At 46.2% G+C, this 22,797-nt stretch carries 18 protein-coding genes; 8 read left to right on the forward strand and 10 right to left on the reverse strand.

Going from position 1 to position 22,797, the window contains the following annotated elements; translation table 11 throughout:
- Positions 1-71: 71 nt before the first annotated feature.
- Entirely contained in the window at positions 72-512 is a 441-nt protein-coding gene (locus EXU57_RS07140) for a DUF6789 family protein (RefSeq protein WP_133267499.1), read from the reverse strand.
- Positions 513-1,008: 496 nt separating this feature from the next.
- Here EXU57_RS07140 and EXU57_RS25020 point away from each other — a divergent pair, with 496 nt between their 5' ends.
- Complete coding sequence (locus EXU57_RS25020) at positions 1,009-1,161, forward strand: hypothetical protein (protein WP_165958063.1); 153 nt, start codon at positions 1,009-1,011, stop codon at positions 1,159-1,161.
- Positions 1,162-1,241: 80 nt separating this feature from the next.
- Entirely contained in the window at positions 1,242-1,796 is a 555-nt protein-coding gene (locus tag EXU57_RS07145; RefSeq protein ID WP_133267500.1) for a hypothetical protein, read from the forward strand.
- 1,460 nt (positions 1,797-3,256) lie between these two features.
- Here EXU57_RS07145 and EXU57_RS07150 read toward each other — a convergent pair.
- From EXU57_RS07150 to lpdA, 3 genes are all read right to left on the reverse strand, one after another.
- Complete coding sequence (locus EXU57_RS07150; RefSeq protein WP_133267501.1) at positions 3,257-3,859, reverse strand: hydrolase; 603 nt, start codon at positions 3,857-3,859, stop codon at positions 3,257-3,259.
- A 411-nt stretch (positions 3,860-4,270) separates the two neighbouring features.
- A complete protein-coding gene (locus EXU57_RS07155) occupies positions 4,271-4,849 on the reverse strand; it encodes a DUF4202 domain-containing protein (protein ID WP_133267502.1) in 579 nt (192 codons plus the stop codon).
- A gap of 218 nt (positions 4,850-5,067) precedes the next feature.
- The gene (gene lpdA, locus EXU57_RS07160; RefSeq protein WP_133267503.1) at positions 5,068-6,474 is read right to left on the reverse strand and encodes a dihydrolipoyl dehydrogenase; all 1,407 of its coding nucleotides are present in this window, start codon (positions 6,472-6,474) and stop codon (positions 5,068-5,070) included.
- Positions 6,475-7,012: 538 nt separating this feature from the next.
- Between lpdA and EXU57_RS07165 the strand changes: the two genes are divergently transcribed.
- Positions 7,013-9,463, forward strand: coding sequence for a TonB-dependent receptor domain-containing protein (locus EXU57_RS07165; protein ID WP_133267504.1), 2,451 nt, complete (start codon positions 7,013-7,015; stop codon positions 9,461-9,463).
- Between the two features lie 256 nt (positions 9,464-9,719).
- On the opposite strand, the gene EXU57_RS07170 is transcribed toward EXU57_RS07165, so the two are convergent.
- The 3 genes from EXU57_RS07170 to EXU57_RS07175 form a co-directional block, all read right to left on the reverse strand.
- Positions 9,720-10,244: a hypothetical protein gene (locus EXU57_RS07170; RefSeq protein ID WP_133267505.1), complete on the reverse strand. Its 525-nt coding sequence runs from the start codon at positions 10,242-10,244 to the stop codon at positions 9,720-9,722.
- A gap of 89 nt (positions 10,245-10,333) precedes the next feature.
- Positions 10,334-10,507, reverse strand: a complete 174-nt coding sequence (locus EXU57_RS25025; protein WP_165958064.1) for a hypothetical protein — start codon at positions 10,505-10,507, stop codon at positions 10,334-10,336.
- A gap of 3 nt (positions 10,508-10,510) precedes the next feature.
- The gene (locus tag EXU57_RS07175) at positions 10,511-11,290 is read right to left on the reverse strand and encodes a (Fe-S)-binding protein (RefSeq protein WP_133267506.1); all 780 of its coding nucleotides are present in this window, start codon (positions 11,288-11,290) and stop codon (positions 10,511-10,513) included.
- Between the two features lie 501 nt (positions 11,291-11,791).
- Here EXU57_RS07175 and EXU57_RS07180 point away from each other — a divergent pair.
- A complete protein-coding gene (locus EXU57_RS07180; protein ID WP_243745537.1) occupies positions 11,792-12,661 on the forward strand; it encodes a hypothetical protein in 870 nt (289 codons plus the stop codon).
- 62 nt (positions 12,662-12,723) lie between these two features.
- Positions 12,724-13,437 carry a LysE family translocator gene (locus EXU57_RS07185; protein ID WP_133267508.1) on the forward strand — a complete coding sequence of 238 codons (714 nt, stop codon included), beginning with the start codon at positions 12,724-12,726 and terminating at the stop codon, positions 13,435-13,437.
- Between the two features lie 306 nt (positions 13,438-13,743).
- Here EXU57_RS07185 and EXU57_RS07190 read toward each other — a convergent pair whose 3' ends face one another.
- Entirely contained in the window at positions 13,744-15,054 is a 1,311-nt protein-coding gene (locus EXU57_RS07190) for a 4Fe-4S dicluster domain-containing protein (RefSeq protein ID WP_133267509.1), read from the reverse strand.
- 176 nt (positions 15,055-15,230) lie between these two features.
- Between EXU57_RS07190 and EXU57_RS07195 the strand changes: the two genes are divergently transcribed.
- Positions 15,231-15,731, forward strand: a complete 501-nt coding sequence (locus EXU57_RS07195) for a phosphoribosyltransferase family protein (RefSeq protein ID WP_165958065.1) — start codon at positions 15,231-15,233, stop codon at positions 15,729-15,731.
- A gap of 218 nt (positions 15,732-15,949) precedes the next feature.
- Here the strand turns inward: EXU57_RS07195 and EXU57_RS07200 are convergent, their stop codons facing one another.
- Positions 15,950-16,972: a DUF2279 domain-containing protein gene (locus EXU57_RS07200; protein WP_133267511.1), complete on the reverse strand. Its 1,023-nt coding sequence runs from the start codon at positions 16,970-16,972 to the stop codon at positions 15,950-15,952.
- 427 nt (positions 16,973-17,399) lie between these two features.
- On the opposite strand from EXU57_RS07200, the gene EXU57_RS07205 reads away from it, so the two are divergent.
- A complete protein-coding gene (locus EXU57_RS07205) occupies positions 17,400-19,121 on the forward strand; it encodes a phospho-sugar mutase (RefSeq protein ID WP_133267512.1) in 1,722 nt (573 codons plus the stop codon).
- Between the two features lie 169 nt (positions 19,122-19,290).
- A complete protein-coding gene (locus tag EXU57_RS07210; protein WP_133267513.1) occupies positions 19,291-19,947 on the forward strand; it encodes a protein-L-isoaspartate(D-aspartate) O-methyltransferase in 657 nt (218 codons plus the stop codon).
- 100 nt (positions 19,948-20,047) lie between these two features.
- On the opposite strand, the gene EXU57_RS07215 is transcribed toward EXU57_RS07210, so the two are convergent.
- Positions 20,048-22,693, reverse strand: coding sequence for an outer membrane beta-barrel family protein (locus EXU57_RS07215; protein ID WP_133267514.1), 2,646 nt, complete (start codon positions 22,691-22,693; stop codon positions 20,048-20,050).
- Between the last annotated feature and the right edge of the window lie 104 nt (positions 22,694-22,797).

Below are 22,797 nucleotides of genomic sequence, written 5' to 3' on the forward strand. Positions count from 1 at the left end.
AACCAGATCAGCGGCCGGCTATGCGTACCTCCACCTTGTTTGCAATGAGGCCTAATTACAAAATACCTGCTTCATGCATGCCTTACATCGGCTTGGTGATGGGGTTTTGCGATTGCGCCCATCACAAACCCATAAGCCAGGTAAGCGATCATCGTGCTTAAGATAAAAATGCCCGGAGATTGGGAGTTGGCAGAAATGGCTTTCATGCCAAGCATTGGAAATAACATGATCAATGTTACACCCCAGGGCAAAACGCTGTAGATCAAACCGCGCATGGCATATGGCCCATTGATCTCGTCCCTGAAATAATTTACATAAAGAAAAGCAAGTAAGATACCCATTGCAAAGTGCATGATCCAACCAACAATCGGACTGGTATGGGTAAAGGTAGCCAGCATTGTTCCGTATTCGATATCTGGCATTCCTACAGCTGACAGCAGCAGCATCATGCTGGTAATTACCGCTGTACCGGCAATACCGGCGAGAACGGTATTGGCAACACTGTATTTCATGGCAGAAAATTTATCCTATAAAGTTCGGCTAATTATGGGCCTGTTGCAAGCGAATCCCTTAAAAAATTCGGCACTACACAAGCAAAGCATTAATGGCAAGGGTGTTACTTCCGGAAGGTATTCAGCCCCCCATTTGTGTATGCACGCAAGCGTTGCTCACCTTCTGCCATGGCATTGCCAGGACGATAAGCTGGGCTAAAATGCGTCCAAACTCGGGCTTGAAAAAAGTAATCACGGAATGTAGCAGATGCAATCACCTGTATTCCCTTTTCTTGTTAACCACATACTTATGCTATGCCGTTGTTTCATCATAAGCATGAATTGTTCAGTCATACCGCATTTTAGCCGGTACAAATGGTTTTTTAACCCCGCAAACAGCTTTTTGCCTATTTACAGCAGCTGCTTTTTTCACTCATTTATGCGATTGCCCGGCAGAGCATTGCTGGCGACATTTGTCTTATCAAAACAACGAGCACAACACAATAAACACTACAACATGAAAACAAAACTATCATCAAAAATGCAGCGATTGGTACAGCAACTTATTGCTTTTGTAAACCTGCAGGATGTTGACTTCAACCGGAATGCTAAACCCGTGCTTGTACCAGTGCCCACGATGAAGCCGACCTTTTTGAAAAAAGAAAATTAACGTAGCGGCTCATACCACACAGGAGTCAATCACCTTCATCTCATATACTTAATTACTAAATCCATTCACCACCTTAACTTATGAAACGTTTCGCCTTTGTTCTGTTATCCATTGTTTTATTTTCAAGTGCCTGTAAAAAAGACCAGGTCAACAAACCCGCTGCCGATGTTAATGGCGTAACTGAGTTTACAGTTGCGGAAGAAAAAGAATTTACTTACACTTTCACTGCACCGGAAACACATGCATCTATCCTGAATTACAACGGAAAAAAACAACTCAATATAAAGTTTTCATCAGTCTACGCCGAGTCAACCAAGCCATTTAAAGCAGAGATTGTCATCAATGATTTTACCGGCCCCGGAAAATATACACTCGATAAGGAAGGTACGCTTGCGGTAATGACAGACGATAACCGCGACGGTGACGCTTACTGGGCGAATTATTACAACCAATCTGGTTACGGTTCTTATACAAAGCAATACTCACCGCGAACCTACCTCACGGTTACCCATGCCGCTAATGGTAAATTGGTTGCCGACATCGATATGAAGTTGTGGCACAACCTGGTAGCTTCAGGTTATTCCATGATCCTCGATGTAGCCTGGAAAGGACGTGTAGTTGCTGAGCTGGAATAGAATTGGCGGATTGCGAATTAGCGGATTATCGGATGGCGGATTACAACCGCGGAGAAGGGGAGAGGCAGAGATTTCGCAGAGAGAACTAGATTAGCGGATTACGGATTGGCGAATAGCGGATTGGAACGGGAGAGAAAAAGATTGGCGGATTACGGATTGGCGGATTACTGATTGGCGAGGATTACCGCGGAGAAGGGGAGAGGCAGAGATACCGCAGAGTTCTTTTTTTACATTTTACATTTTTCATTTTCAAACCGCAGAGAATTGGAGAGGCAGAGTTTGCGCGGAGTTCTTTTTTTACATTTTACATTTTTCATTTTCCAACCGCGGAGGATGGGAGAGGCAGAGATTTCGCACAGTTCTTTTTTGGAGTGCATCATATAAAGACCGGTAATCATTGCAGCAGCCGATGTATAGCAGCAACTGCCCGGTCACAACGAAAGCTCCGCGTTGATAAAAACGCGTCATCATAAAGACCGGTGATTATTGCAGCAGCCGATTTTATAGCAGCAACTGCCCGGTCGCAACGAAAGCTCCGCGTCGACAAAAACGCGTCACCATAAAGACCGGCAATTTTTACAGTAGCTGATTTGTAGCAGCAGCTACCCGGTCACAACGAAAGCTCCGCGTTGATAAAAACGCGTCATCATAAAGACCGGTGATTATTGCAGCAGCCGATTTTATAGCAGCAACTGCCCGGTCACAACGAAAGCTCCGCGTTGATAAAAACGCGTCACCATAAAGACCGGCAATTTTGCAGCAGCCGATTTTATAGCAGCAGCTACCCGGTCACAACGAAAGTTCCGCGTCCATAAAAACGCGTCATCATAAAGACCGGCAATTTTTGCAGCAGCTGATTAACAGCAGCAGCTGCCCGGTCACAGCGAAAGCTCCGCGTTGATAAAGCGCGTCATCATAAAGACCGGTAATTATTGCAGCGGCCGATTTTACAGCAGCAACTGCCCGGTCACAACGAAAGTTCCGCGTCGAAAAAGCGCGTCATCATAAAGACCGGTGATTATTGCAGCAGCCGATTTTATAGCAGCAACTGCCCGGTCACAACGAAAGCTCCGCGTTGATAAAAACGCGTCATCATAAAGACCGGCAATTTTGCAGCAGCCGATTTTATAGCAGCAGCTACCCGGTCACAACGAAAGTTCCGCGTTGATAAAAACGCGTCATCATAAAGACCGGCAATTTTTGCAGCAGCTGATTAACAGCAGCAACTGCCCGGTCACAACGAAAGCTCCGCGTCGAAAAAAACGCGTCATCATAAAGACCGGTAATTATTGCAGCAGCCGATTTTATAGCAGCAACTGCCCGGTCACTAAGAAAGTTCCGCATTAATAAAAACGCGTCATCATAAACAAGTCATTTAAAAAAATAAACCTGGAAAGGTAAACTCGGTTAGCTTCATGTTTCAGTGTTTGAGCCTGTGTTTTTACACAGGCTTTTTTGTGCTACGTAGTCACACTGCCCTGGCGGGCAATAATGAAAGCTATCGTATCGTCGACACTTATGCCAGCGCGATCCAGTGCGTCATAAATCTCGTCGCGGTTAACGCTTGCCGCAAATGCTTTTTCTTTCAAGCGCTTCTTTACACCCTTTACGTCCATGCCCGTATAGCCGCCCGGGCGCATTAATGCGTAAGCGTGTATCAAGCCGCTCAATTCGTCGAAAGCATACAACATTTTATCCATTGCACTCACCGGTGCTACGCCAAAATGAGCTGGACCATGTGAAGCAATTGCGCGTAAAATTTCCGGATCCACTCCTCGGTTCTCCAGCTCTTCTATGATCTTCCTGCAATGCTGGTCAGGCCACTGATCCCAGTCTGCGTCATGTAGCAATCCGGCCATTTCCCATCGCCATTGTCCCGCTTCATCAAGTTGCAGTTTCTCGGCGGCCCAGCAATGCATCAGGTGTGCAACCTGCTTCATATGTAGTTTAAGCCGGTCATTTAACACCCAGCTGTCGAGCAAAGCAAGCGCTTCCGCTTTCGATAGCACATTTCCCGTATTTGCAGGGTCGCCAAATTCCGTCCGGTTTAGTTGTAAACTCATTGGTGTAAAGTCAAAATTCAAAAGTAAAAAGTCAGAAGTCTTCAGATCCGCCGAGATCCTGCTGTTTAAGGCAGTAGATCAGGGCGATTCTGTTAAACGGAGCGTCGCCACCAAAGCCGCAGGAAGTTCTTCTGCCGGCTTCATAAAAAAGTCAAGTACAAAGGCAGAAGTAAAAAGTCAAAAGTAAAAAGTCAAAAATGGCGAGGCCGGGAAATCTAAGATGAGCCTGCTTATAAATATTGAACACGATAAAAAATTACGTCTCATATCCCATCTCTCATAACTCATACCTTCCAAACGTCTCATATCCCATCTCTCATAACTCATACCATTCCAATGTTTCATAACTCTTCACTCAAAATTCATAACTTTCAACTCATAACTCTTCACTCATAATTCTCAACTCTTCACTCATCCCAGCGCCATGTGCAACAACCGCTGTCCCCGTTCATCAAATTGCAGCAAAGCTGCAGCCTCATGACCCGGTGTTGTCATCTTCTTCCAGGTGCGTTTTAGTATATGTACGATCTTATCGTCTTCATGTTTTTGTAAAAAGTCAGCAAACTGGTACTGCAGGAAAACAAGGCACAAAGCATTTTCCATTACCTGCACTTCTCGGTCGTATCGCAAGTCCTCTTTTAGGATGATATGCTTAACGGGCTCGATCTCAGGCTTTTGATAGCCCGCTTGCTGCATCAGTTCCCCTGCCGTTGAGGCATGAAATCGTGCAAGGTCTTTGCGCCAATTTAGGTAGCCAGCCTTGCCGTCGGGATAAACGCTACGCGGTGTTTTCCACCGGCCAATGTGTTGCGACCTTGAGGCGAGTAACAGGCTTTCCCCCGCTGATGGCTCAAGGCTGGTGACCCATTCGTAAAGCTTGAGCGCATAAAAATACTCGGCAGGGTAGGTGTTCCCTTCCCACGATAGCTGGTGAGGATCCTGCCGGTTATAGGTATCGAATAAGTTTATTGCCGTTTCAAATCTGGTCATGTTCAACTTTTTTGTTTATCCGGCAAGCGCCACTAATATACATCATCATGGTTAAATCATGGTCCCGCCCTGGGTCGATAAATTATGATGAGTCTTTTATTGATCGTGCCTGCAACAGCATCATCCTGAACTAAGCCTCACCGCCATCAACAAATAAAGGGCAAAATAAAAAGGGCTGCACCCGGCAGCCCTTTCCTGAATTAAATATTAATCCTGCACTAAATATCAATTGCTTCGCCATAAGCTACAGCTGTTGCTTCTTTCAACGCCTCGCTCATTGTGGGGTGCGGGTGAACTGCATTCAGTATCTCGTGCCCTGTTGTTTCAAGTTTCCTTGCCACCGATACCTCTGCAATCATTTCCGTAACACTGTTGCCAATCATATGGGCTCCAAGGAACTCACCATATTTAGCGTCGAAGATCACTTTCACAAAACCTTCGGTGCTTCCCGATGCACTGGCCTTACCACTCGCCATAAACGGAAACTTACCCACTTTAACTTCGTAGCCGGCATCCCGTGCTGCCTTTTCCGTAAAGCCAATGCTGGCAATTTCAGGAGAGCAGTAGGTACAACCCGGAATATTGTTGTAATCCATGCCTTCAGGCAGGTGACCGTATTTTTTCTCGTTGTAACCAATAAACTCCGCCACGTTAATACCCTCTTTGCTGGCAACGTGCGCAAGCGCCTGCCCGGGTGTACAATCGCCCAGCGCATAAATTCCCGGTACGTTTGTTTGCCCGTATTTGTCAACGGTAATTTTTCCTTTTTCGGTTTTTACACCCAGTGCTTCCAGGCCGATATCCTCGATGTTCGCGATAACTCCAACAGCGCTTAATACAACTTCAGCTTCAAGTATCTTTTCACCAGCCTGGGTTTTTACACGCGCTTTGCTGATTTCGCCTGATGTATCTACAGCTTCAACAGTAGCATTGGTCAGGATTTCAATCCCCTGCCGCTTAAACTGTTTTTCGAGCTCTTTCGAAATTTCTTCGTCTTCAACCGGAACAACCCTAGGCATAAATTCAACTATCGTAACCTTCGTACCCATGGCGTTATAGAAGTAAGCAAATTCAACCCCGATTGCGCCGCTTCCTACAACGATCATTGTTTTAGGCTGCTTTGGCAATACCATCGCTTCGCGGTAGCCAACTACCTTTTTACCGTCAATTGGTAAGTTGGGCAATTGCCGTCCACGTCCGCCCGTGGCAATTACAATATGTTTTGCCTCAACCAGCTGTGTTTTATTGTCTGCACCCGTTACTTCAACCTGGCCTTTTGCCTTCAGCCTTCCGTAACCCATGATCACGTCTATCTTGTTTTTCTTCATCAGGAACTGAACGCCCTTGCTCATTTTATCGGCAACGCCACGGCTGCGCTTGATAACCGCCCCAAAATCGTGTTGTATTCCCGAGGCCTGAACGCCGTAATCAGCAGCATGCTTCAGGTATTCGTAAACCTGTGCGCTTTTCAATAATGCTTTGGTGGGTATACAACCCCAGTTAAGGCAAATTCCCCCGAGGCTTTCCTTTTCTATAATGGCAACCTTAAGTCCTAACTGTGAAGCCCTGATAGCTGCGGGATACCCGCCCGGGCCGCTTCCTAATACGATAACGTCGTAAGCCATGTTTAAATAAGTTGATGGTTGATAGTAGATGGTTCTGGTTGATAGATGAACGGAAGGTAAGGTGTTCGTGTAAACTTACACAGCTCAACACTCAACCGGCACGCGAAAATACTGGTAATGCATCAAATCGCAAAAGCAACTGTTTTTCAGTATGCAACTCAGCGGTGCTCGCCCCACGTTCTGTCCCAATCCGGCCGGTTAAGATGCAGTCGCCCTGTACTATGCTGGAGCAACACAGCACCTGCTCATCCCTGTTGGTAAAGCGATCATGTATCGGGGGCCTCGAATTCGTGCAGACCCATAAACATGTTTTTTTTGGTACCGGCATTTGTTCATCGATTAAACCCCGGTTGCGTCGCAATCCGTTCATCTTTTTGTGCTTTGGGCAACGCACTTTACCTATTAAGATGCCCCTTTAACCGAAACAAACAACCGTTTAAACCCGGTTTTTACGGGATCACGGGTTTCCCGGGCTTAGGGTGAATTTAGTCCCTTTTTCAAGGTTCGTTTTGTCGTTGGTCGTTACGATATTTGTTAAGTGAGATCCAGCATTACCTGCCTGCTTTTGTTTGCCTGTTTCCAGGTTTTTGCACAGTCTGCAAAACCCTCAAAAACAAACATTGGGGTTATTACCGGTACCTTGCTTGAAGATGAGTCAGGTAAAGCCATTCCGGATGCTACCATCAGCCTTTCGCTGATGCGCGACGGTAGTGGTAAACGGTCATCAGTTACCGACAAAAACGGCAGCTTCGAACTTGAAGCATTGGCCTTTGGCCTATATCGTTTTACCGCCACAAGCATCGGTTATGCAACGGTAACAATGGATAGCATATTCATCCGGGAAGAACGGTTCGACTTCAACCTGGGCGATGTTAAGCTCCGCCGGTCTTCAGCAGCGCTTGCCGAGGTTATTGTATATGCTGAAAAGCCACTAATCGAAAATAAAGACGGTAAAATCACTTATAACGTGGGCGAAAGTGCTTTAAGCAGCGGCTCCAGCACGGCTGAACTGTTAAAGAGTATGCCCATGATCGCTAACGATCCCAATGGCAAGGTATTACTCAAGGGCAGGGAACCCAAAATCCTTATCGACGATAAGCCAACCGATCTTTCTGCGGCTCAGCTGGCAGACCTGCTGGAAAGTATGCCGGGCAGCAGTATCGATAGAATTGAATTGATGTTGAACCCGCCACCCCAGTACGCAACAGAAGCCGGCGGGGTAATTAACATCGTAACAAAAAAAGGCAAGATTGGCCTCGTTGGCCGGGTGGTTGCAAGCGGCGGAACAAGGGGAGAGGGTAGTCTCTCATCAAATATGTCGTACCGTAACAAGAAGTACTCCTTCAATACAACGCTTGGTTTGGCGGCAAGCCAGTTTACAGGGAACAGTTATAGTCGAAGAGAGAATTACTACCGCGATTCTACAAACTTCTTTAACACCGGGAGCAGGTTTAAGAACCAAAACCTGCGGCCAAATATTCGCCTGCAGGGCGAGTATGAGCTCGACAAAAACAACAGCTTTAATGCGGTTTTCCAAAACAACCTGAACTACTTCGATAACAACAGCTTTACCCAATATGCTAACCTAAACCGCGATAAGGAAATATACCGGCTCAGTACCCGTGAAAATGCCTCCGTCGGTAATGGTTACAACAATAGCCTTACACTATCGTACACTTACAGGGGTAAAAGCTATATCGAACGTTTACAGGTAATTGCCGCGGGCAATTTCGGCAAGAATGATAACGGTCGCGATTTCTACCAACAATTTTTACAACCCAACTTTTTACCTACTGGCCTCGACTCCTCGCAAAACCAGGCTACCGACGTGTACAGCAATGCATACTCACTTAGGATCAACTACGATAAGCCTTTACGCTGGAAAGGCGCAATGCTCAGCACCGGAATATCTTACGGCAGAAACAATTACCACAATGTTTTGAACACGAGTTTTCTAAAAAAGCTGGAGCAACAATTTGTGATCAACGAGTTGCTCAGCACCGATTTCAGGTTTCATCAAACCATCAATACTGCGCGGGCAGGCATGAGCTACCAGTTGCCGGCAAAATGGCGAATCACTGCCGGTGCCCAGGTAGAGCAAACCCAATTTGACTTTACCTTCATCAAGGGAAATGCTGCCGACGTAAACAATACCTATTGGAACCTGTTGCCGAATCTTACCATCCGCAAAGAGTTCAACAAAACCGTTAACGCTTCGTTTGTTTACCGCAGAAGCATACGCCGGCCGGGCATAGCCGAGCTAAACCCCAGTGTTGACTACAATGATCCCTATAATATCCGGTTTGGCAACCCGAACCTGCTCCCTTCGCTTGCAGAAAACTTTGACCTTAATATTGGTTTGTCAAAAGGAAAATACTACTTCAACGGATCACTTGGATATAACAATGTAAAGGACATTTTCAACACCATCAGGAGCCTGGTTGAGGCGGGTAAAACCCAGGTGACCTACCAGAATATTGCTGCCCGCAGGGAATATGAAGCAAGCTTTTGGGGCGGCTATACTTTCAGCAAAAAGCTGCGGATCAACATGAGTGCAGGCTATAGTTATAATCAATACAATGCTGCGGATAAGCTCCTTTTCAAATATCGTAACGGGCAAACCTTTTACACCAGCCTGAACTATAATTATATGCCCAATCCACTTACGACGTTTGAAGGCAATGCGCGGTACAGCAGCTTCGCCGATCCGCAGGGTAGGGCCCGGAGCAACCTTCAATTAAACCTGGGTATACAGCGAAAGTTTTTTGCGCGCAGGTTAACCGTTGGTTTAAATGCCATCGATCCGCTTCGGGTACAGAAGTATACCACCTATACCTATGGAAGCAACTTTATGCTCGAAAACTTTAGTTCCACCAACACCCGCAACTTTCGGGTATCGCTTGGCTGGCAGTTAAACCGCACTCAAAAGAAGCGCATGAGCGAGAAGGAAAAGAAAGCGGTGCTGGAAAGAGTGAAGAAGAAAATGTAAAATGAAGTAAAAAGTAAAAAGCTTATATAAGATAATTAAAAATGTAAAATGTAAAATGAAAAATTGATTCCCGACAAGCAAGCGTCTGTGCTCTTATAAATACTTTTTAGTATAGCTTCCCATCAATCAACCTTTCAACTTATCACCCTATCAACTTATTACTCAATACCTCAATACCTCAATACCCAATACCTCAATACCCAATACCTCAATACCAAATACCCAATACCTCTCAACCAATCAACCAGTCAACTTATCAACTTGCTACCTCAATACCCTTCTTCCCAATCCGACTCACCAGCCAGCTTTCTTTAACGGGGATCATCCATTTGTTTTCGAGTTCTGCTTTGGTTGCCACCAGGTTATTGAAGTAGATCGTCTCGGGAGTGATAAAATCATTTTCAACCGCATAGTTCAATTGTGACAAGGGGATGAGCTGCACCTTTTCTTTTACGAGGAAAGCCAGATTCTGGCGGTTGAACATGTCTACCTTAAAACGTTCTTCTATGTTTTTGATCAATCGAACCGAACTGTCGGTGCTGCATCCGCTAACACCTGCCTGCGACTCATCGGCCATAACCACAACAAACTGCCCGAAAAACAGGTTTGCATAACCTTTTACCACCGCCCCATGCGAACGCCAGCTATTTACAAATTCATTCAGCATTTCTTCGATTTCGGGTGCCTCGCTAAGGAAGAAAAGCCGGCTCGACTGGTAAACCCATACTCTCGAGGATGGGTCAAAGTCTTCAGGTAGCAAGGAGCGATAATCCAGGTTCATAGCTTCAATTTAAATAGATGTGATGTTTTCTTTGACAAAGCTACAGGCATCTAGCTTCAGCCCCGCGCATCCGGCTGTTAAACTTTAGATTACCATCGCGGTTTGGTAATCAGTGCAAGGGGAATGGCAATGATAAACCCAAGCACCAGGTGGTGCAGGACCCCCCTGATGTGGAGCTTGTATAACAGTGCGTCGAAAACGTACAACAATGCGGTGAGTGCAAGTGCAAGCAAAAGAAACCAACCCCATTTAAACTGCTTCATGGTTTAGTCGATGCTGGCGGCTACAAGTTCTGCGACGTCCATAACCACCACATCGCCTTCTTTGTCGCTGTTTTTAACTCCGTCCGTTAGCATGGTATTACAAAAAGGGCACGCAGCTGCGATAATCGTTGCGCCGGTGCCGATTGCTTCATTCGTGCGTTCCTGGTTTACGCGGATGTCGCCGGGTTCCTCCTCTTTAAACATTTGCGCACCGCCGGCACCACAACAGAGCCCGTTTACCCGGCACCGCTTCATCTCGACCAGTTCGGCATCCAAAGCTTCCAAAACTTTTCGGGGGGCCTCGTATATCCCGTTGGCCCTGCCGAGATAGCAACTATCATGATAAGTAATGCGGCGCCCTTTGTAAGTGCCACCTTCTTTCATTTTAATCCTGCCTTCATCAATCAATTGTTGCAAAAGGGTAGTATGGTGAATGACTTCGTAGTTTCCCCCCAGCTCGGGATATTCGTTTTTAAAGATGTTGTAACAGTGGGGACAGGTGGTAACAATCTTTTTAATGCCATAACCATTTAGCACCTGTATGTTGTTGTAAGCCATCATTTGAAAAAGGAACTCGTTGCCCGCACGCCGGGCGGGATCCCCTGTACAAGCTTCCTCCTTCCCGAGAATGGCATATTTCAGCTCTACCTTGTTTAGGATTGTCGCAAAAGCGCGGGTAATCTTTTGCGCACGCTGGTCGTAGCTTCCTGAACAACCCACCCAAAATAATATTTCCGGACTATCACCACTGGCCATCATATCCGCCATCGTTGGAACCTGCATTTGGAACATTTTTTCAAATGTATTTCATTTTGGTCTAGCCAGATTAGCGGATTACGGATTAGCGAATTGCGGATGAGAGAAGTTAGGAGGTATGAGAGACGAGATATGAGACGTTGGAAAGTTATGAGTTATGAGAGATGGGATATGAGACGTAATGGTGCTGACATCCCCAATTGCTAAGGGGTAAAGCGGAAAAGTTGTTATAACTTCTTACGAGTTAACAACAACAATAAACTTCTCAACCCACGTATTTGCCCTTTTTTACTTTTTACTTTTCACTTTTGCATCAGGACTGCGCTACTTTTGCCGCCTTAACCCCAAAAGCTGAAAAAGACCTGGCAAAAAATAACCCATTGGGAACTCTGGCCTTTTAAGGTCATCTATGCCCCGCTTTCATTACTGTGGATATACTATGCGATAAAGGCACGTGCATTTTGGTTTTTTTCACCGGTCAATCCAACGCTTGAATTTTCGGGCTTCGAAGGGGAAACAAAAAAGGAAATGTATGAGCAGTTTCCAAAGGAATACTACCCTAAAACACTGCACCTCACTGCTGAGCTGGACTATAACCTCGTTTGCGAAAAGGTAGCGGAGGTGGGATTTGATTATCCCTTTATTGCTAAACCGGAGGTTGGTATGCAGGGGCTGATGGTCAGGAAGATCCATAACCTGGATGAGCTAAAAACCTACCACGAACGCATACAGGCCGACTACCTGGTACAGGCTTATCTCGACCTTCCCCTGGAATTCAGCGTATTTCACGTGCGATACCCCGGCCAGACTAAGGGTAAGGTGACGGGATTTATATTAAAAGAATACCTGCAGGTTGTTGGTGATGGTAGTACCACACTGCTCGGCCTTATTCAACAACATCCAAAGGCCCGCTACCGCGAAGACGAGATGCGGCAGATGCATGGAGATAACCTGGACAAAGTGATTACAAAAGGAGAGGTCTTTCAGTTGAGCTTTACCGGCAACCACAACCGCGGTGCCCGCTTTATCAACCTGCACAGCGAAATTGATGAGCGACTTACTGCGGTGTTCGATACGATCAGCAATAACACCGGAGCCTTTTACTATGGCCGCTACGATTTAAAGTGTACTTCCATTGAAGATCTTAAGGCTGGTCGGAACATCATGTTGATCGAATTCAACGGTGCAGGGGCGGAGCCCAATCACATATATGACTGTGGGATGAGTTACCTGGAAGCACTGAAAGAGATAGCGTGGCACTGGAAACAGATGTACCATATTGCAAAAATCAATCATCGCCGCGGTGTTCCATACTGGTCGTTTCAAAGAGGTAAACGGCACCTTCAAAATGCCGCGGTTTTCTTTGAGCGAATGCGAAAGATCGACAAAGCATACTAATGCGATTCGCTTCGGCATCAAGTTGAAATCTCGTAATTCGCTTACATTGCAGTACAAGACGTATGAAAATTATTCGCCTTTTTCTTACCGGTATGCTGGTGAGCTTCCTCGGCACGTTGCCGCTTGGAACGCTGAATATTGCTGCAATGCAAATATCTATTTCCGACGGTTATCGCCCCGCCCTTTGGTTTATTGCAGGATGCCTGCTGGTTGAGTTGATTTATGTAAGAATATCACTCGTTGCCATAGATAAGATCCGGAAACATGAGCGGATATTAAAGATGCTGGAGTGGTTTACCCTTTTCATTGTGATTGCGCTGGCCGTTTCCTCGTTTGCTGCAGCATTGCAGCAACATGGGGAGGCAAAAAACGTGATACTGTCTAACACCATGCACCGGTTTTTCCTGGGTGCTATGATGAGCGCAATAAACCCTGTTCAGATTCCATTCTGGTTTGGTTGGAGCACCGTACTGTTTACCAAAAAGATATTGCTACCCCGCAACGATTATTACAACATATATATCGGGGGCATAGGTATTGGTACCCTCATGGGCAACAGCCTGTTTATTTTCGGGGGTAAATGGGTAGTGACGAAGTTGGACGCAAACCAAAACAGTCTGAATTGGGTGATCGGCGGCATCTTTTCAATAACAGCCTTACTGCAAATCTGGAAGATGTATCGCCATAAAGACGCGGTGCAAAAAATTCACGATATTCCGGAAGATCAGTTGCACCCGGAAGAAAGGGCGAGGTTGCAATCACCGGAGCAGCCGTGACTGACGACAGGTTTTTATTTTAAATGTTGTATGTTAAATGTTGAATGGGGTGTTCCAATCAGCATTGAGAATTCCTTCCACAACGTAGCCGCTACAGCCAAAAGCAAAATCAACTTATTAACCAGTCAACTTATCCTTTATACCCGATACCTTAATACCCAATACCCAATACCCAATACCCAATACCCAATACCCAATACCCAATACCCAATACCCAATACCAAATACCTACTCCCACCAATCAACTTATCAACCAATCAACTTCTTAACAATTACCCAATACCTCAATACCCAACGCCCAACCCCTTACCCTTCCGTCCACCGGTCGCGATCGTCTGGTGATAGTTTCCATGGGGCAAAATTGTTTTCGGTATTGCTAAACATTCCGTTCCACTCTGAGGGAGCATTGCTTTCTTCCATGATCAGGTGACGCCGGAGCTGAACAATGATGTCGAGGGGATTGATACTTACGGGGCACTCTTCCACGCAAGCCTGGCAGGTCGTGCATGCGCGCAATTCTTCTTCGGTGATGTAATCGCGCAAAAGGGTCTTGCCATCATCAGTAGGTTGTCCGTCTTTGTCGAGTTTTTTGCCGACCTCTTCCATGCGGTCGCGGGTATCCATCATAATCTTCCTCGGGTTGAGGAGCTTGCCGGTCATATTTGCAGGGCATGCAACGGTACACCTTCCGCATTCGGTACAGGTGTAGGCATCCATCAGGTTTTTCCAGGTGAGGTCCTGCACATCTTTCGCTCCAAACTTCACGGGTTGTTCGGTGCCTGCTGCAGGGGCGAGTTCAGGTTGCATGGCATACAGAACCTCGTTTTGGATCGCCGGCATATTCCTGAATTTGCCCTTCGGATCCGTGTCGGCATAATAGGTATTTGGGAAGGCCATCAAAATGTGCAGGTGCTTTGAGTAGGGCAGGTAATTCAGGAAAGCAAAAATGCCGGCAATGTGTAACCACCAACAGGTGCGTTCTATTGCCACCAGGGTGCTTGTTCCCATACTTTCAAAAAGAGGAGCGATGAGTCCCGAGAAAAAGAATGGACCGGTTTGGGTGTAGTGTTCGCTGCCCTTGAGTTGCAAGGCATAGTCAGCCGTATTCATTGTTAAGAACAGCGACATGAGGATGATCTCGGCGATGAGGATATAGTTGGCATCGCTTCGCGGCCAGCCATCCAACTCTCGTTTCCAAAACCGTTTTAACTTCAGCACGTTTCTACGCGCAAGAAAAATGACGCAAACAACGATTACCAGCACCGCCAGGAACTCAAAACTGTTAATCAGCCAGCTGTAAAACATTCCCAATGGACCTGCGAAAATGCGGTGTGTGCCAAAGATGCCGTCAATAGCAATTTCGAGAACTTCAACGTTAATAATGATAAATCCTGCATAGATCACAAAATGCAGTACTGCTACGAGCGGGTATTTAAACATCTTTTTTTGGCCAAGTGCCAGCAGCACCACCCGCTTCCAGCGTTCGGCAATGGTAGATGTAGGATCGTGTTCACGGCCAAGCCTGATGTTCCTGCTGATCTCCTTAACTTTCCTGCTAAACAACCATGTGGCAGCGCCTGCCAGCAAAACAAAAAGAACCTGCTGAAGAACAAGCATACGATTAGATTATACCCGCAAGGTAGCATTTGAAACGACAATCCTGTGCCGGTGTAAACGGCTTTAAGTTTTTACCTGAAACCGGCATGCAGGTTTTCCCCTTTTTGCGGGGCAGCTCACAAATCATTTATAGAGGGTGCCCGTTTTATACTATTTTGCGAGGCCGAAATATAGCCATGAGTCAAAAAATTTGTATCCTCACGAAAGACGTTGCCGAACGAAAAATGAGCCGGATGGCACTTGAGATAGCTGAACAGCTGAGCGGCGATCCAACCCCATTGGTGCTCATTGGCATACGGGAAAATGGGATGGTGATTGCCGAGATGATCTCCCGCTTATTAAAACCCTACCTCGACACGGAGATACGTATTGTTGCCTGCAGCATTAACAAAGTAAGTGCGGCTGAAGTAACGTATGAAGGCAATATGGACTTTAACAACGTAAACGTGATTGTTGTAGATGACGTAATCAACAGCGGAAGAACGCTGCTGTATGCACTTAAGCCACTACTGGAAACATTCCCCAGGCGCATCCAGATCCTTTCTCTTGTGGAACGTATGCATACCAGTTTCCCCATTAAAACTGATTTTGTTGGCCTGTCTGTTGCCACTACACTGCTCGACCACATTCAGGTAGAAGTGCAGGATGGTGCGGTGCAGGGCGCTTATTTAGTTTGATGGCAATAGCGAATTGCGGATTGCGGATTGGCGGATTGTGGAGCAGAAAACTTGTGGGCAAGTAAATATTGGTACATCTGCACTGCATTACCGTAAGGCGAAAGGCCCTTGCATCGAAGAAATCGGCATGACTGGACATTGCGTACTCAGGGAGGATAGATATTTACTCTTCAGACAACCAGTAATCCGTTATTCGATAATCCGGAATCCGCAAATCACTAAAAATGTATCCAATTCCAGCTGACCCGGTTGTTGGAGAACTCGAGGGAAGGGGTTGGGAATTTAAGCACATTGAGCGCGCCGAGTGCAAGTCGTAAAGCTTTGCTGTTCGTCCTGATCTTCCTGAGGTCAACATCGGGCGCGAGAAACCATTGACGATATCGCCTGACGTCGCGGCGATTGAAGATCAGGTTGCCGTGATCGTCGGAAGCAACATTATCCTTTGCACCGAACAGGCCCTCGGCTCCATAACCGCCTGCAATATTCAGCCAGGCTGGCAGGTTACTACCGGGAAAAAATGACCTTAGGTTTGCGCTGAGCCAATAGGTTTGGCCGTTATAATCTTTTAGAAAGCGCTCATATATCCGCTCGCCATACATGATGTTTGACTGCGCATTCAGGTCCTTACTGCGGTAACTTTTGTGGTGAAAAGAGAATTTCGGCTGAAGCCGCTGTTCATCCCACTTAAGTTCCTGCGCGATAAGCAGGCCACTTCCGGCAATATTCGCCGCAAAGTCGCCCCAGCTCCAGCCCCAACCAGCGCTGAAGCCGTCCAGTACCTCAATGGCGGTTTGGTAGGCTGCACCGCTGAGCCCGCCCAACCAGATGCGTTTATTTCGGCTCACCCCGGTCCACCGCCACGTTTCCATAGAAGCATAGCTCCAGGCATAGGCACTGTAGGCATGACCAACTTTATCCACCTGCAGCCATTCGCGGTTGTCGTTGAATGTATGAAAAGATGTTTGCGGGTATTGACTGTACCATGCAGCGTATAAACCGACCATACTGAGGCTATAGCCGGCAATATTGCCTGCAGCAACCAGTTTCACCCGGTTGCGGTTGTATTCGTAATGAAGTGGTTTAAGGGACGCAAGGGCCGCCTGTCCTAGCACGGGCGCTATCGTGTCCTCCTGCAGAATAATATCCACGCTATCCTGTAACGGTATCGTATCCTGCACTTGCTGTGAAAAACCAGCCAATTGTACCCATAACGCCAGAAGAAGTAAGTAGTGATTTTTCATTTCGATGTTCAAACCTAGGTGAAATTTGCAGGTAAATAACGTTTAGCAGGTGAATGTGGTTTTACTTAAGAAAACTTTAGATCACCATAGGGCATAGCCAACTGGTGGTCGAAGCCTGTAGCCGGAAATCCTGCAGGTCTGGTAGTTCGGGCCTGAACAGGGCCGCAGCGCTTAACGGAACCGGGCAGCGGAAAGGTCGTGCAAGGAGATTTCGTTGACCCGGCGCTCGCAACCGAACCGATTACTTTTGTTGGTCAAACACATATAAAACTTTTCGACTGCGGTTTATCTATGGTATTTTATGCTTAAAATTGCCAGCCGTAAAAAGTCGATGTGCGTACTGCCGTCAAAGTGATTGCGACGCAACGATGATCCATCGGAGTTACCATCGCCGGTATCAAAAATATTCACCAAAAACGCCACCAAAATGGATGCTGCCATTCAGGAAAAAGTAAACGTCTGGTTAAACGGAAACTACGACCAGGACACCAAAGACCAAATTAAAGCAATAGAAAACTCCGACGAGCTAGCCGATAGCTTTTACCGGAACCTTGAGTTCGGCACAGGCGGTTTACGTGGAATTATGGGAGTCGGCACCAACCGGATGAACAGATACACCGTTGGTATGGCAACGCAGGGATTTGCCAACTACCTGAAGAAAACCTATGGTGAGAGTGAAATTAAGGTGGCTATTGCACACGATTGCCGGAATAACAGCCGGTTTTTCGCGGAGACAACTGCGCATGTGTTTGCTGCAAATGGTATAAAAGTTTACCTTTTTGAAGCGTTGCGACCCACGCCGGAGCTTTCTTTTACGATACGGCATCTTGGTTGTCATGCGGGCGTAGTATGTACCGCGTCGCACAATCCTAAAGAGTATAACGGCTACAAGGCCTATTGGAATGATGGTGGACAACTGGTGCCGCCACATGACAAAAATGTGATACAAGAGGTTGATGCAATCACCAGTGTTGATAAGGTGATCTGGACTGGCGGCGACGAGAACATTTCGATTCTCGGGAAAGGTATGGACGACACTTATATTGACATGGTAAAGGACCTGAGTGTTTACCCTGAAGTAATTGAAAAGCAGAAAGACCTTAAGATCGTTTATACCTCCATACACGGCACAGGAATTACGCTGGTACCCCAGGTTTTGGAAAGATTTGGCTTTACCAATGTGCATATTGTAGAAGAGCAGGCCACCCCGGATGGAAACTTTCCAACTGTGGTGTACCCAAATCCTGAGGAGAGTGAAGCGATGAGCATTGGCTTAAACCAGGCCAAAAAGATTGACGCCGACATCTTGCTCGGCACCGACCCGGACAGTGACCGGGTAGGCATTGGCGTGAAGGATCATAAGGGTAATTGGGTACTCATGAATGGCAACCAAACGGCAGTACTTGCTTTTAATTATATGATTGAAGCAAGAAAAGCAAAGGGGATCAATCAACCGAACGATATGGTGGTAAAAACCATTGTAACTACGGAGATGATTGATGCCATAGCAAAGGCCTATGAAGTAAATTGCTATAATGTACTTACCGGCTTTAAGTGGATCGCCGAGTTGATTAAAGAGAAAGAAGGAGAGGAAAACTATGTTATTGGGGGTGAAGAGAGTTATGGATTGATGGCCGGTGACAAGGTCCGCGACAAAGACGCAATATCTGCTGTAGCCTTGTTGTGCGAAATGGCTGCATATGAAAAGGATAAAGGCCGCTCGCTCTTTGAAAAAATGATTGATCTGTACATCCAGTTCGGGTTTTACAAAGAGGGCCTGATTTCAATTACCAAGAAGGGCATGCGCGGCCAGGAAGAGATTGCTGAGATGATGCAGCAATATCGCCTGCAACCACCGGCAACCATCAACGGGTCGCAAGTGGTTCAACTACTCGATTACCAATTACAAAACGGCACTAATCTTATTACCAAAGAGTCGTGGGACATTAACCTGCCTAAGAGCAATGTATTGCAGTTTATACTTGCCGATGGGTCTAAGATTTCGGCACGCCCAAGTGGAACAGAACCAAAGATCAAATTTTACTTTAGTGTTCATGAACCCCTTGGCAGCCTCGAAGAATTCGAGACCGTTGAAGCCAGCCTCGATCAGAAAATTCAATCCATTATCACTGATATGAAGCTAAAGTAGTTTGTTGCGTGTGCGCCTTATTCGACTTAAAACAAAGTCATTAAAGCGGTAACTGCAAACAATACCTCTACATACCCATTTGTTGATATCTAAAGCGCCTGGAAATCTTTTCTCAGGCGCTTTGTATTACTGTGATTTAAGGTTGCGCTTTATTACTTTAGTAGCTGCAATGAGAAAGTACGAAGATACATACCAGCACAAGGGAATGCGGATGAGGTTGGTGAACCTGCTAAGAGAAAAAGGGATTACAGATGAAAGGGTATTAGAAGCCATAAAACATATTCCGCGCCACTACTTCCTCGACTCTGCGTTTGATAAAATTGCCTACGAGGACCGGGCATTCCCGATTGCTGCCGGTCAAACCATTTCGCAACCCTATACGGTTGCATACCAGACCCAGTTGCTTGAGGTGAAGCCCTTTGATAAGGTGTTGGAAATTGGAACAGGGAGCATATACCAGGCCACTGTAATCGCCGAAATGGGAGCTACCATTTATACGATTGAACGACAGCGAAAACTATTTGAACACAACAAAGATTTTGTGTTTAGAAATAAGTACCCCAATATCAAATTCTTTTATGGGGATGGTTTCGAGGGATTACCCACCTATGCTCCGTTTGACAAGGTGATTATTACTGCGGCGGCGCCTTTTGTACCACCAAAGCTTATTGCACAATTAAAAATTGGCGGAAAAATGGTGATACCTGTTGATGAAGGAAAACACCAGCGAATGCTGAGAATAACCAAAGAGGCGGACGGCGGCACTACCGAGGAAGGTTTTGATAACTTCTCTTTTGTGCCGATGCTGAAAGGAAAAAACGGCTGATGTATTAGTCGCTTATAACATTAACCATAGTGTTCTTAAATAAAAAGGCCGCCTTCGATTGAAGGCGGCCTTGTTTGTATTGTGGTGCTGTTAACAGTAATTACTGTTGCATTCCTTCTCCACTATCAAGTGAACGATCGTTTTTGCGTTTGAAAAGGTTAACGTCGAATTTACCGAAACGATAGTTGAAGTTCAATCTTACGATTTGTGGATCCCTTCTGCGCTCGGAAGTTTGGAAGAAGTATGGCGATTCAGAGTAGGTACTGAACAACTGCGTTCTGAATATGTCATTGACGCTTAAGTTTAGTGAAGCGGTATTACCACCTTTTAAAGTGAAGTCTTTGCGGATTGCAAGATCAACACTGTAGCGCGGGTTGATATAACCTTGTGCAGTTCCTGCTCCTCCACCGCCAAACATAAAGCCGCCGCCACCGCCACCACCGCGTGGGCCACCGCCACCGCCGCCGCGACCACCTTCCTGTGGAAGAACGGTTTTAGCGAAATAATCACCCGAAAGCTGGATAGCAAAGCCTTTTGGTAATTTGATGCTGTTGTTGATTTTCGCAAACCAGCTTGTTCTTTGGTTGGTAAGCGCCGGTTGTCCTGCCTGGGCTGCGATCTTGATGGTGGAATTGAAAACGTTTACGTTAACCGTCATATCCCACCACTTGGCCAGGGGCATACGATTGGTAACCTCAACACCGTAAGTCTGGCTGTTGTTTGCGTTGATATAGGTGTTGAATACTGCACTGTCAAGCGTTTCGATCGGGTTTTTGCCCACATATTGGAAACGGGTGATCAGGTTGTCGTTTTGCTTAAAAAATGTACTGACCAACAGGTTTGCAGCACGCTGGTAGTTATAATTATAGGAAACCTCCAGTGAGTTGGTAAACTCGGGACGGAGTCCTGCATTACCAACGCTGAGGTTTTGTGGATCTGAATAATCGATAAATGGCATCAACTGGAAGAAGTTTGGCCTGTTGATCCGCCGTGAGTAATTAAGTTGCAGGTCCTGGTTGTCGGTTAGCTTATAAGTGATAAAAGTGCTTGGAAAGAGGCTTAAGGGGAAGTCGACATTGAAGCTGGAGTCTTTGCCGGCCAGATTACCCTGGTAAGTAGAGCTTTCCGCTCTTAAACCAAACTGGTAGCTAATCCTGTTGACCTGTAAGCTATAAGTACCATAAGCTGCATAAACCCTGTCGGTAAAGCTGTAGCTGCTGCTGATATTAGGGAACAACACATAACCAACACGATTGTAATCATAAAAGAACTGGTTATTAATGTTCTCAAAGTCCCGGATGGATGCCCGTGCGCCCAATTCGAGTTTTTGTTTATCGGAGATCGGGTTTTCGTAATCTGCCTGGAATATCAGGTTCTTGGTTTGCCCGCTTCCAGCGGTTCTTTGCAATATGGGTAATGCTTTAGGGCGATTGGATGCTCCGAAAGTCTCTGTTCTGAAGTTGCCTATGTTATCATTTTTACTGAGGTTGTAGTTAACATCGGCTGTTAGCTCGTGGCCAGGCTTTGAAAACAGGTGTTTGTAACTTAACTGCGAACCAAGATTTCTAAAGTTACCGTCGGTCTTGGTGATCCGGTCACTATAACTTGAGAATACTTTGTTGATGGTAGAGTCAATACGTTGGTCGTCATCGTTAAGGAAGTTACCACGGTTATAGTTTGCGGTAACAGAAATCGTGTTACGGATGTCGATAAAGTAGTCAAATCCGCCCCTTGCAAAGCCAAAGAGATTTTTACCAATGCCTTCACTTGTTTGGTGGATTTCGCTGAGTGGGGTAGTAAGCGTTTGCCGGTCGGTAGTTGCCCACGACTTAGACTTGCGTTGGTTCAGGCTTCCGCTAAGGAAGAAGTTTAATTTGTTTTGTCTGAGGTTGATGTCGCCACCTAGGTTAACCCGTGCCCTGGAGTCGATACCTGCACGAATACCGCCATTGTAGCCGGTTTTCCTGTTCTTTTTCAACACGATATTGAGGATACCCGCATTACCGCCGGATGCATCAAATTTAGCAGAAGGGTTGGTTATCAATTCCACCCTGTCGATGATATCGGCAGGTATCTGGTCCATGGTAAGTGTTGTTGGACGACCATCTACAAAAAGCTGGGGTGACGCATTTCGCATGGTCACGTTGCCGTCAATGTCGACGCTGAGGGATGGAATGTTTTTCATCACCTCGGTTGCCGTTTGTCCGGTGCTCACCAGGTTACGGTCAACGTTGAAGATCTTGCGATCAACACCCATTTCGAAAAGGCGGCGGGTAGCTGTAACGGTAACGTTAGAAAGTGTTGCTGCGTCTTGCTCGAGTTTGATATTGCCAAGGTCACGGTCGATCATACTCATCATTTGCTCCTGGTTTGCACCGGGGCCGGGACGAAGTCCGAAAGAGAGCGCCTGGTCTTTTTGCTTAAAACCTATAGCTGAAACACGAAGGGTAAAGTTTCCAAAAACCGGAAGGTTTGATAAGCTGAAATCGCCATTGTTTGCTGAAATGGCCGTTTTGATGGTTGCCTGGGTGGATTTTTTTGTTGCAGAATCAACGCCGTTTGACAAAAGGATTATTGATGCGCCGTCAACTGCTTTGTTTGTTTTGCTGTCAACAACTTTACCATAAAAGTGGCCGGTATTCATCTGTTGACCACCTCCTCTACCTGCTCCCGGACGCATTCCCGGGGGCTGAGCCGATAAACCAAGACCAGATAATAAAAATGCTACAAGTACTAATTTTCTCATATATATGCTTATAAATAAAGGGCAAAATTGTTGTCGAAATAGTTATGAAAGTTCATAAATAAGGATAAGCGGTAAATAAAGTCGATTTTTTGGGGGAAGGCTGT

Origin of the sequence: Segetibacter sp. 3557_3, from assembly GCF_004354985.1 — a bacterium.
Lineage (GTDB): Bacteria > Bacteroidota > Bacteroidia > Chitinophagales > Chitinophagaceae > Segetibacter.